This is a genomic window from Flavobacterium sp. I-STPP5a (assembly GCF_009764685.1).
Taxonomy (GTDB): Bacteria; Bacteroidota; Bacteroidia; order Flavobacteriales; family Flavobacteriaceae; genus Flavobacterium.
In genome coordinates this window covers 182151-196801 of sequence record NZ_VHLM01000047.1, presented here as the reverse complement: position 1 = coordinate 196801, position 14651 = coordinate 182151, and the positions used below count along the sequence as shown (strand labels likewise).

Here is a 14651-nt window from a genome sequence, read left to right as displayed (position 1 = left end):
ATCTTTGGTTAATTTAATAAATGTAACAACCTGCAGAGAATATTGAAATTAGAATTTAAAAATAAATAAGAAGTATTAGTGTAGTGGATTTCCCCCAGTGCACTACACTGATACTTTATAAATACCACAGCTATGAAAAAAACTACTTTTTTAAAAGTAAGCCTACTTGCTTTTATGTTTATGCAAAGTTTTTTGTCCTTTTCGCAAAATCTTAAACCTTTCACAATTAGATTTGATAGAAATGTTAAAGGCGATCAATTATTAATTGGGAACAATATCCTGAGTGAAAATAACAATGATTTCAATGATGATAATGTGTACAATTCAGATGTTGACATGCAATATGTCAATATTGATAATGATAATACTACGTTTAGTTCCAGTAGTGCTGTTCTCAGCGTGCCTAATTCTAACGCGCCAAGCTCTCCTTGTTATAAAATACTATATGCTGGATTGTATTGGTCAGGAATTATTAAAGATGGTGATGTTTCGGTAGATAGAACTAAGTTTGCAACTATTAAATTCAAAACCCCAGGAGGTGAATATAATACTATTAATGGGGAATTAATTTACGATGCAATTAATCAGACTAATGGCGTTGGTGATGATAAAAGCAGACCCTATGCATGTTACGCAAACGTTACTTCTTTGTTGCAGCCTTTAACAAATGCTAATGGTACCTATACCGTAGCCAATGTTTTGTCGAGTATTGGTAAAAACGGAAACACTGGTTTATCTGCGGGTTGGTCGTTGTATATTGTTTATGAAGATCCTAATTTACCAGCACGCTCGATAACTTCGTATGATGGTTTTAGTGGGATTGGAGGGACAAATACTTTGGACATAAATGTTTCAGGATTTAGAACTATTCCTGCAGGCCCTGTTGTTGCAAGTTTTGCCTTTGCAGCCTTAGTAGGTGATAAAAAGATAAAAGGTGATTATTTGAATATTAATGGTGTGACTCAAAGTGCCGCTACAGCAACAAATCCGGTAACTTCATTGCGTGATGATGATAATTTTTTCAATAGCTCGGTTACTTACATCGATCCTATTACTAAAAAAACAGCCAATTTTGCAGCACTCAATCGTATTCCAGCGAGTAGTAATACTTTAGGTTATGATGCGGGTATTTTTATCATAAAAAATGACAACAATTCTGCAATAGGTAATGGTGCTACGAGCGCAAAAATAACTTTAGGAACTAAAGGAGATTTTTTCATTTATTATTTTAACGCTATAGCGGTTGAAATTATTGAGCCAAAAATCATTTTGACCAAAGCGGTAACAGATGGAGCAGGGAATCCAGCCAATAATACGTCGGTGGGATTAGGCGCTATTTTGAAATATGAACTTCAATTTCAAAATGTAGGTAATGATAACGCTAAAGGTTTTACAATAACTGATGTATTACCAGCTAATACTACTTTTAGGTATATCAGTAGTACTAATAATGATATTGAGCAAGTGCCCGCTGGTGTTACTCATACTTATAACGCAGCAACTAGGACGATTACGTTTACTATCCCAGATAATTTAGTTTTAAAAAATGGTAATAAAAGTATCCCCATTCGCTTTAAGGTAGTAGTGGTGCCTACTTGTTCTAATTTGACAGAGCCGTGTAATAACATTATAAAAAATACCGCCAGATCAAAATATACAGGTCAAATTAATACCAATGGTGGAGTAGGCTTTGGAGAAGCAAGTTTTCCGTCCTATTCTGGTTGTACTGTCAGTGCGCCAGATTCTACTAACTTTTTGGTAGGGTTAGACGATTGTAAAAAAAGAAGTAGTGTTTTGTGTGGTGATGATGTAACCTTATCGGCCACTGGTGGGTACGCTTCTTATTCTTGGTCGACCAGTCCTACCGGGATTCCAATAATAGGTACTGGCCAAACTCTTACGGTTGCAAAACCAGGTACGTACTACGTGAAAAATACGGCAAATCCGCCTTGTACGAATTTAGAGGAAATAATTACTGTAGCTGACTATCCCGCAAAGCCCGTAAATCCTTTAATCACTTATGCCGATAATAAAAATCCTTCTACTGGTTTAATTGATCAGTGTGTAAATGATGGTAGTTTATTGACTAAGATTTTCTTGTGCGGGGATGATGCCTTTAAAACTATTAATCTATCTTCTTTAGGAGCTACAAGAATCATATGGGAAACGACCACATGTGCGCGTCAAACTGGTTTGTCTGACTTATGTCCGAATGTAAGTCCGACATGTACATGGACATCGGCTGCCCCTGATGGGAATACTTTTACAGCTAACACTTCAGGACAATATCGAGTTTCTATATATTTTGGAGGCTGTTTTAGCCGCTTCTATTTTGATGTCTATAAAAATAACTTGAAGCCGACTGCTGATAAAATAGATATGATTTGTGGGAAAAGCGGAAGTATTACCATAAAAGGTGTAGGAAATGGATACGAATATAGTTTGACTAAAAACTCAGGATATCAGTCAAGCAATACCTTTCCCATTTCAACTGCAGGTGAGTATACAGTGTATATTAAACAAGTGGGTGTTACAACCAATCCTTGTATTTTTGAAGTAAAGGGTATTACTATTTATAAAATTGATTTTAACCCTATTGCACCTTTTATCACGCAACCTTTATGCCACGATGGAAAGGGGAGTATAAAGGTGTATGGTACAGCTTATACTAATGCACAATATACTTACGAACTGTTTAAAGGCGGTGTTTCCATTGAAAAAGTAATTAATAGTACTGCTTCAGAAAATGAATTTAAGAATAAAGATGCAGGAGATTATACCTATACGGTAACCACTTTAGACGGATGTAGTTATAATGGATCAGCCAAAATTATTGCACCTGATCCCGTAACCGCTGGCTATTCTATTACCAAATCCTTAACTTGTGTAAATGGAGAGATAACTGTTACCGCTCAGGGAGGAAAATCTCCTTATAAATATTCTGTAAATGGTGGCACATTTGTGACCAATAATGTAATTCCAGTATTATCACCCGGAGGTATTTATAGTATTAAAATAGTAGATGAAAATAACTGTCCTTTTACTATACCAAACTTTACAGTAAATCCTATACCTAAACCTGATTATAACACCCAAGGTTCTAATGTAAATTGTTATAATGATCGTACCGGAGTTATTAATTTTAACATGACCAATACTAATGGGTATACCGTAACCTATAGTATAGATAATGGATTGAAGTATGGTCCCTCGGGAGTATTTACTGGTTTATCTGCAGGAGTCTACAATACCATTTTAAAATACACATTGAATGGCGTTGATTGTTTTGATACCATGAAAACTATTACGATTACACAGCCTTCAACAGCAGTAACGGCATCAGCAGGGGTGTCTGAGTTAGCTGGTTGTGGACCCGCAGGTGAGGGAAGAGTGCGTATCACGAACCCTCAAGGAGGAGTAGGACCATATGAATATAGTTTTGACAACCAAGGTTCTTGGACCACAGTTAATAATGCCTTGAAAGCACCAGGCAATTATATATTGTATGTAAAAGACCGAAACAATTGCATCTTTCAAACTCCCGTAACCGTAGATCCTGCGCCAGCATCTCCAAATTTTAATATTACGACTTCTGTTGATTTTAATTGTGATGGTAGTGCAACAAGTACTGTAACGGTAAACAACCCAGGAAACGTAAATTATACGTATGATTATTTTATTGATAATGTAAAAAATAACAACACACCAAGTAATGTGTTTATAAACGTTCCGGCGGGACCACATGACATAAGGATTGAATATAAGTTAAATAATGTAACTACGTTTAGTAATTTATTATTTGAGAATTTTGGATATGGTAATGATACAGAATCTCCTGGAATTAATACTATTTTTTATTGTTTTGAAAGACAAGTAGTAGCCACACAATGTAGAAATAGTATTGAAATAAATGATGGTGATTATTCAGTAACCGCCAAAATTGAGAAGCCCTTTGGGGCTTGGAGACAACCAGGAGATCATACACCTCCTACTGTTCCTCCTACAGCCAAAGGTAGATGTTTGGTGGTGAACTTAGGAGACAAAATTTCTACAACAGATGTTATTTATAAAAAAGAAATTAAAGACATTATACCAAACCAACCGATAAATTTTGAGTTATTTGCAAAAAATTTGCTTAATAAAAGTAATCTTCAAATAGATGCAAGTTTAGCTGTAGCACTTGTTGATGCCTCTGGAGTTGAAATTTCTACTTTTACAACAGGTGATATTCCGAAAACAGAGTTATGGGAAAAATATCCAAAAACGCCTATTACTTTAGACCCTAAAGGAAATACAACGTTAACATTTATTATTCGTTCTAATAAAAAAGCTACCGCTGGTAATGATGTGGCGATTGATGATATCAGTGTCTTCCAACTGCCAAAAGCGTGTGTTACCTCAAGAACCACAAAAATTGAAGTACCAACAGGAAAAGCTTTTACTGCTGAAATTACTGGCACTAAAAACGTAGCTTGTAACGGCGGCTATGGTGAAATCACCATTAATGCTACTAATTTTGATCCAGTTAAGGGGTACCAATATTCACTAGATAACGGAACGAATTGGAATACAACTGTATTAACTACGTCGCCTTATACAATCACCAATTTAAGTCCTAGGGCATATACGATAGCTGTTCGCCCAATTGGGTCTTCTATTGCGGCTTGTACCAAAACGTTTCCTCCAGTAAACATTAGTCAACCAGCTCCAATTGTTGTGAATGCTACAAAAACTAAAGCGACTTGTCTTACTGGAGCGACCATTGATGCGAGAAGTACAACAGGAGGAACTCCAGCTTATAAATTTGAATTAATAAATACTGTGGCACCTAATACGGTGATCGCGTTTCCAGCTAATGGAGTTTTGCCCGATGTTGCTCCTGGTACCTATCTCATTAAAGCTACTGATGCCAATAGTTGTTCGAATCCAGCGGTATACAGCATTACAATTGATGCAGTACCAACTATATCCGCAGCAGTTGTTCCGAGCACAGCATTGTGTTTTGATCCGACTACTGGGGCGCAAATCAATGTGTCAATTACAGGAGGTGTGGCGCCATATAGCTACCAAACCAAGTTAAACGGAGGAGCTTTTAGTGCTTCTAGCGCGACGTTTACTACACTATCATTTACCCATACGGCTGCTGTAACAGGCAATTATGTCTTTAGAGTAACCGATAGTAACGGTTGTCCTGCTGAAACAGCACAACAAGTAATTAATGCTAAAGTAACCGCCAATGCGCAAGTAACTACAGATTTGGATTGTGATACAGCACCAAATGATCAAGCGATTATTTCTGGAACCATTTCAGGTGGAACGGCACCATTTACGGTGGTACTAACCTCTGGACAAACAACAGGAACACTTGTTGGACCTGTAGGGACTACTACTACTTTTACCTATACAACAGGTGTGTCAGGTACCTACCAATTTGAAATTACGGATGCTATTGGTTGTAAAACCACTACTTCTGCCACTATCAATGCAAAAGTTGCTGTGACTGCAAAAGCAACAGTAACCGATGTTAAGTGTAATGGTGAAAATAACGGAAGTGTCATTCTTGAAGCGTTGACTGGAGTGGCGCCTTATACTTTTGCGATCACTGCTGGTACCGCTACATTCGTATCGTCTACTAATACAACGGCAAATTATTCCGGTTTAGCGCCAGGTATTTATAAATATACTGTTACCGATAAAAAAAATTGTAAAGAGGAATTTTCATTTGAAGTAAAACAACCGGACGCTATAGAGATCAACGCTAGTATTAAAACGGCTTATACTTGCGATGGCCCAGCTACTATTGAGGTAATAGCTACCAAAGGAAATGGAGGATTTACTTATGTTTTGAAAAGAACCGTTGCGACGGTAGAAACAACAGTAGCTACCAACACCACAGGACTTTTCCCTAATTTGAGTGTAGTTGGAAGCTATACCGTAACGGCTACTGATGCTAAAGGATGTTTTCTTACTTCGGCTCCTGCTTTGGAGATTGTGGCTTTGAATCCGCCAATAAACCCTGTTTTTACTGAAAAACCAATTACTTGTAAGCCTACAGAATTAACCAGTGAGGTTACCATTAGTGTAACAGGTGGAAAAGGCAATTTGAAATATGAAATTACGGCTCCACTTGCTGCCGTTACCAGTATAACTAGTGCAACAACACCGGTTACTTTTACAGGATTAACAGCAGGAGCATCTGGTACCACTTATGCTTTTAAAGTGACGGACGAAAATAATTGTTCGGTTACGGGAACGTATACTGTAAAAGATGTATTGCCTGTAATTGTTAATGGTTCATTAGTAGCCAATGTTACTTGTAAAACGGCTGCGGACGGAAAGTTAAAATTCACCGTATCTGGTAATGCAGGAACGTTTACCTATGAACTTAGAAATAGCCTTAATGCAGTAGTCCCAATTGGGCAATCTACACAAACAGGAAATGTAATTGACTACATAGGTTTGGCGGCAGATACATATACCTTAACCGTAACTAATCCTAGTACGGAGTGTAAGGCTACAAAAGTTTTAAAAGTGGATGAGCCAAATGCAGCTTTAGCAATTACAGCTCCAACTATTTCACCTATTACTTGTTTAGTCAATGGTAAAGTGGTGATCAATACCGTTGGAGGCTGGGGAAATAACCGTTATACACTTAAACAGCCAGATGGTTCAGTTGTTGGTCCACAATCTACCGCAAGTTTTAATGTAACTCAGCCCGGTCCGTATACCATATCGGTTACAGATTTAAGTGGAAATGGATGTACCAAAACAGATACGTTTACGATGGCTGTTATTGTTACACCAAGTGCCACTATTGATTTGACATTGTCAGATTTATGCTATGATGCTGTTGGTAAAGCTACGATTGTGGTAACGCCTACAGTCCCTTCGCCAACTTATATGTATAGTATTAACAACGGAACGTATCAAGCAAGTGGAACTTTTTCAGGATTGAATCCAGGCAGTTATATTGTAAAGGTGAAAGATACTAGTACTGGATGTATTCTAACACTACCAGCTCAACCTATTGCTCAGGAATTAAAATTCAATGCTGTTCCAACTAAGTCTGCTAATTGTATTGGGCAAGATGTTGAAATTACAGGAACAGTTTCCGGAGGAACTCAGTCTTATACTTACACTGTAACGATAAATGGGACTTTGAATACAACACCAATATCAGTAACAGGAACATCATTCATTTTTACAGATGCAATTGCTACAACGGCTACAACTAATACTACTTATAAATTTGATTTAACCGATAATGTGGGATGTACTGCTACATCAACAGTGATTGTAGCTCCAAAAACAAATCCTGAATTTACTGCCACTCCAAATTCTACTATTTTATGTAATGGAGACGCAACAGGTTCTATTACAGTAACGATTGATCAGACTAAGGGAGCAAGTCCTTATGTTATAGACGTTGTAAATACAACTACAACAACTTCCTATGGTACAAAAACTACTGGTTTGCCAGCTGGTTTTTATACTGTAAAAGTTACTGACGCTAAAGGATGCTTTACAATTTTGACAGGAGTTGAAATTAAAGAGCCTAATCCTATAATTATTGATTTTGACACAAAGGATTTGGAATGTACAGGCGGTGGTGTTTCTCAAGGTGAAATTATTATAAATGGTGTTACTGGAGGTACAGGCTTATATAATTATTATGTTACTGGAATTAACTATAGTGAAGAGGAATTAGGCAAGAATGGTGGTTCTGCTGTTTTTAAGGTAGTTAATTTTGGATTGTATCAAATTAGAGTAGTTGATGCTAATGGATGTTCAGAAATAATTTCGAATGTTATAATTGCAGCTCCACCAGGTTATTTAGATATAAATATTGTAACAACAGCTACATGTGCAGGTGGTGCTGCTACTGTGACTGTTGGCTCGGCTTACTCTAGCACGGGGCCTTTTCATTTCAATAAATATACTGGACCTGGTCAAGTCTGGACAGCTGACGGTATTGGTGGGTGGCAAGGTGAGTCTCCTCCGGGTAGTAAGTCAACAACTTTTACGGATCTGATTCCTGGAATTACATATAGTTTTATTGTATATGATGAGATTACAAACTGTTATTATTATCAAACAGCAACTACACCTATACCTACTACAACGAGTTTAGTTTTGAATAATGTAGTGGCGAATAACAGAACTTGTTTTGGTTCAAATGATGGAAGTGTAAGTTTTGATATTGTAAACAATTATGCATCTTCTGTTGATGTTTCATATCAAGTTTATGAGGCACTTTCTAATTTACCAATAACAGGACTTACAGGAACTGGTTCTATAACCGCAGGTGCTACATTAAATATCGTTAGTTTAGGTATCCTACCTGTGGGTTCTTATTATGTTTTAGTTCAAGAAACTTCAGGTTCTAACACAGGCTGTGGTATTGCAACTTCAACTTTTAATATTAAAGAATCAGTAGAGCCATTAATATTAAATGCTAGTTCACCTACAAATGATAATTGCGGCAGTGATAAAGGTATAATTGAAGCTTTTGCTCAAGGCGGAACTGTTATCAAAGAAGATCTTACGACAACTCCACCCATAAGCGCTGTTCCTTATTTGTATCAAGTATTTGTTGATAATGGTACTCCTGGTGTCATTGATGCTTTATTAGATATTCCACCGACTGCTGCTTCATTTACAGTTGCTTCTCATACAAGTAATACATTTAATAAAGAAGCAGGTCATTATATCGTTTATGTAAGAGATGCTTATGGCTGTATTGAGTACAAGTTTGTTGAGGTAAAATTAGATCCTGAACCCGTCATTACAGCGGTAGTTAACAGTGCTTGTGCTGCTGAAGGTGCTTTTGTTATTGATGTAGTAAATACAACTGTTAATGGTATTGCTCCATATACTTATAGTCTAGATGGAGGTGAATTTGTTGCACAAACAGCCTTAAGTTTTCCTTACACCAATATTTCTTCTGGAGATCATACGGTTGAAGTTAAAGATTTTAATGGATGTAAATTTAAAGTAACATTGCCAAAAATTGCTGTACCTCTTGGTGTTAATGCAAGTTTTACAGCACCACCTACTTGTAAAGTAGCCAATGGTGAAATTACAGCTGTGGTAACAGGCGGATCGCCAGCTCCAGCGGCACCTGCAAATCATTTTGAGTATACTTTAATAAATAATACTGTTGTTACGACTCCAAATGTGATTCAACTTGATAATGCTGTGTTTACAAATCAAGCCGCAGGAAATTATACAGTTCAAGTTAAAGATTTAGTAACGGGTTGTGCGAAATCAACTACAGTAGATTTTTTAATTCCAACAGATGTAGATGTACTTATAACCGATATAAGTACAACTCCTATAGATTGTAATGCATTAAATGGTACCAACAATAATGGAACTTTAACGGTTAATTTAAGACCAGTAAATGACAATCTTGATTATACGTATGCCTTGTCCGGAACGTTGAATCGCCCAGCCCAACCATCAAATGTTTTCAAAGATTTAACTCCAGGAACTTATGATGTTACGGTTACATCCGGTAGAGGTTGTCAAGCTACTGTATCTGGTGTGATTATTGCTGATCCAGTCGCCGTAACGGCTACAGCTACTGCAACTCCTTTTAGTTGTGCTGTAGATCCTGCCAAGACAACTGCGGTTGTTGAAGGTTTTGGCGGTACTGGAACCTACACTTTTAGTACAGATGGGTTCAATTATTTTACAAGTAATAGTACACCAGTTGCCGATAATAAATACACTTTTAATTTAGTGGATAATAGTGCCATTCAAGATCCAATTTTTTATGTAAAAGATTCTAATGGATGTGTTCAAACAACAAAATTGACGACACCATTAAATCCATTACCTAAATTAATGTCAGCCAAAGCAACCCTATCTGCTATTGCAGGATCGCGAATGGATTGTCTTAATGGTAGAGAGTTGATTCAAATAGATGTAGTTGGTGGTGCTACTCCTACTAATTTTAGTTATCAAGTTGCTATTGATGGAGGAAATTATGGTGCGTTAGTACCAATTACCGCTGGTGCTACTTCATTCACTTATCCTGCTACATCAATAGGAAGTTTTTATGAATTTAAAATAACGGATAATACAACAGGTTGTAGTATTATTTCAAATGCGTATACCGTTCCAGTATTCAACACCATGACCGTAACCGCCAGTGCATTTAAAAATGTAGATTGTTTTAATTCGGCAACGGGTCAAATCGAAATTAATATTGGTAACTATACCGGTGATTATGATTATACTATTTTAAAAGGAGGGGTTCCTACAGCTTTTACAGGTTCAGGAAATACAGCAACGAATCCATTTGTACTTCCTCACGGTTTAGATGCGACTACACCAGTTTCTGAATACACGGTAGTGATTACACAAAAAGCATATCCAAGTTGTATAAAACCTTCTAATACTGTTATCATTACAGAGCCAGCGGCTTTAAATTTGTCTCGTCCTTTTGTTACTGTTAAAAATCAAAATTGTAAGACTTCAGGTGCAGTCGTTACTGTTGATGATACTAAAATTTCTGGTGGAAAAGGTGATTATACGTATGTTTTTGTACGCAATGGTACGGGAGCATTACCACCAGCTGCTGATTTCAAATTTACAAATACGGCAACATTTGCCACTTCTCAAATAGCACCATCAACGGATACGGTTGAGGTTTGGGTAAAAGATGCTAATGGTTGTTACAGTTTTGTAAGAGTACCGATTTCATTAGATTCAGCACCAACAGTTACAGCACGTGTAGCTAGTCAATGTCCGTCGCCAACGGGTTACACGATTATTGCAGTGGGTACAGGTGGTGTAGGAACTTTACAATACAGTTTGGATGGCAATAGTTTCCAACCATCATCTTCATTATCTGTAACTTCTCCTGGTGATTATACTGTTTGGGTAAAAGATGCCAATGATTGTATTGCAAATACAGCTTTAAAAGTAACGATTTTTGAGCCGTTACAATTACGTGCTGATGTTACCTTATCTACTTGTATAGCTGCAAATGGTGTGGTGACGCTAACCGGTAGTGGAGGATCTGCTATTCTAGCGAATTATGAATATAAAATTGGAGTTGGTGGTACTTATGGTTCTTCCAATGTATTCTCTGGTTTAGCAGCAAGTGCTACTCCTTATACTTTCTATGTTAGAGACATATCTACAGTGCCAGCTTGTGAAAAATCGGTAGACGTGACTATGTTGTTACCAAATCAAGACATTGATTTTACATTAGATGTAACTCAAGTTACCTGTAAAGGAGAAAATGATGGTACGATTACTGTAAAAATGGCTGCTTTAATACTTGGCGTAAATGATAATCCAAAGTATACGTATAGTTTGGCGGGAACCTCAATCACTGGAGTGCCAGTGAATGTTGGACCGCAAGACTCACCATTATTTAAGGACTTGGCAGCTTCAGATGTTAATGGATATACCGTAACCGTAACATCAGGAAGAGGTTGTAATGATACTGCAACGAGAATTATAGATGAGCCAGGATTAATTACGGTTCCAGCACCAGCAGTAGTGCAGTTTGGTTGTGCTTCAGGTAACAGTAGCAATCTTGCTACTATTACAGTAACGGGAGTAAATGGAGGTTCAGGAAGGTACTTGAACTATGAGTTTATCAAAATAGGAACGCCATCAAATACACAAGTTTATTTTGGTGATAACAACACTTACACCGTAACAGATTTAGCGGGTGGTTCTTATATAGTACAGGTTTATGATGATAAGGGATGTGTAGGGACAAGCACAACTCCTATTGATATTGCACCTTACATTAAACTAGAAACCGTGACAGTAAATGTAGATCAAGCTATAACATGTAGCGATCTTGAGAATATTACGGTTAGCGTTGCTACTACGGGTGGTCCAGCAACTAATTTAGAATATACTATTGTGTACAGAGATCCTATTACGGGAGCTTTTACAGGTTTATATCCTACTACAACTACTACTGATGGTAAGTTTACTGATTTACCTATAGGGGATTACAACATTACGGTACGCAACTTAGATACGGATTGTGAATTACGTGCAGTTCATATTGTAAACAATCCAAACACTTTTGATTTGGTGGTTAACGCTACTACTGATATAACATGTTTGGATGATAACAGTGGAACTGCACCGGTTAACAATGGAACAGCTACCATAACGCTGGTTGACGGTTTGATTACAACTACACCAGTTAATGGCAATGATGCAGGCGCCTTTACGTATACGCTTGAAGATGCGTTGGGTAACTCAATAGCAGGTGGGACTTCTACTAGTGCAGGACCTATTACGCTTACAGGTCTAGCAGCAGGATCATACAAGATTAGTGCTACCTTGTCTCAAACTCCTTCTTGTACGGTGACTAAAAACTTTACTATAGGTGCACCAGCAGCAGCTCTTGATATTACTGAAACCCATACCGAAATCACGTGTGCAACTGGAAATAATGATGGGTCTATATCTGTTGGTGCAAGCGGTGGTTGGCCAGGCGGATATGAATTTGAACTGGTAGCCCCTACAGCAGCACAAAGTGTAGCTTATGGAACTCAAACGGTATTCTCAGGCTTAACTGCAGGTTCGTATACGGTAAATGTGAGAGACAGTAAAGGATGTGTAAATTCTGAAATTGTAGTACTTAATAATCCAACAGAAATTGCTTTTGTAGCAGTACCTAGTAGTACTCTTGTAGATTGTATTAACGATACAGATGCTAGCATTAGGGTAACGACAGGACCTACTGGCGGATCTGGAAGTTATTTATACACCTTGATTAAAACTAATGCAGCTGGTGTGGTTACTACTAATGGACCACAAATGGATAATACTTTTGTAAATTTAGGTGCCGGTACCTACCAAGTACGTGTATCTGATTCTTGGTCTTGTGCTACAACATCAAGTAATATTGTGATCAATGAACCAACAAGAGTAACGGCAGCTTTAACATTGGCCACAGCCAAAACATGTGCTACTAATGCTACTTTAACACTTACAGCTGGTGGTGGAAACGCACCTTATGACTATAGCACTACAGCTGATTTTGCCATAGCAACTGCAATGACTAGTAATCCAGTGTCCTTCTCTGTACCGGTAGGAACGTATAGCTACTACATTCGTGATAATAAAGGTTGTATTAGTTTTGTTTCTAGCGATGTTAAAATTGATGAGATTCCTACATTAACCCTTGAATTGGACAGGCGAAATGCTAGGGTTAATTGTGCTGGTGACAGTTCAGGGGTAATTGTTGCTTCGGCCAAAGGTGGTTTAGGTAACTATGTGTACACACTTTTGAATGATGCAGGTAATCCGCTAGCATTTGTGCCTACACAAACTACACCAGGGAACTTTACCAATCTACCAGCCGGAAATTATGTAGTACGTGTAGTAAGTCAAGATTGTGCAGCCGTAAATTCTAATATTGTAATTATATCAGAACCTTTGCTTCCACTTAGTCATACTATAGCCGTAACACCTATTACTTGTGCAGGAGAAGGTAATGGTCGTATTGTTTTAACGGGATCAGGCGGAACTGGAATTATTAAATATGCAATTTCGCCTAGATTAGATCAATTCTTTGAATCAGGTATTTTTAATTCATTAAAATCAGGGTTCTATGACTATATTGTGCAAGATGAAAATGGTTGTTATATAGCGATAAAAGGAATTGAAATTAAAGAGCCAGGATCTGTATTTGTTAATGTGGTTCCTAATAGCTCATTTCCAGAAGTTTGTTCCGGTGACGCAGATGGCGCGTTTAGCGTGAACATTATAGGAGGAAATGCGCCGTATAGTGTGAGTTTGAATAATAGAAATGGTACCTACACTACTGGAGCGCTTACGCAATCACAGTTTGATTTCAACGGTTTATCAGGTAACAAACAAATGGTTTACATTAGGGATGCAAATGGTTGCGAAAGTGATATTACTATTTTACTTGGTGAACCAGTAATATTAAACCCAAAAGCTGAGGTAAACTATGATTGTGAGAATAACAGTCAAGTTAATTCGGTTACCATTTCGGAAGCAGATGGTAATTCGCCTGCTGATTTAGATTACTCGCTTGATGGATTAGCTGTCCAACTTAGTAATGTGTACAATAACTTGAGTGCTGGTAGGCATACCGTTGATGTAAGACATACTAACGGTTGTACCAAACAGGTAAGTTTTGTTGTAGATCAAATAAATCCAATTATGATCAGCTTATCAGATGGTGGATTGAATGAAATTGTCACAACAGTTTCTGGTGGTTATGGTAACTACCAATACAGCTTGAACGGTGAACCTCAAGGCAGTCAAAGTAATTTTATCATCTACAAATCTGGTGATTACAGTGTTACTGTAACAGATGCTAATGGTTGTACGGCTACAGCAACGCGTTTCTTTAAGTTTATTGACATCAAGATTCCAACTGTATTTACGCCAAATGGTGACGGAAACAATGATACTTGGGCACCAACAAATACAATCAATTACAAAGATCTCATCTTTGAAGTATTTGATAGGTACGGTCGTAAATTGGGTACCTACATAGAAGGTCAGTCATGGAACGGTAAATACAACGGAAATGAATTACCTTCGGGAGATTACTGGTACATCCTAAGATTGAAAGATGTAAAAGATCCTCGAGAATTTGTTGGTCATTTCACATTATACAGATAATATAG

Annotated in this window: 1 protein-coding gene; it reads left to right on the top strand. The window is 37.5% G+C overall.

The annotated features are described in order from the left end of the window. Positions 1-132 precede the first annotated feature (132 nt). Complete coding sequence (locus FJV36_RS09025; RefSeq protein WP_158981033.1) at positions 133-14646, top strand: T9SS type B sorting domain-containing protein; 14514 nt, start codon at positions 133-135, stop codon at positions 14644-14646. The last annotated feature ends 5 nt before the right edge of the window (positions 14647-14651 follow it).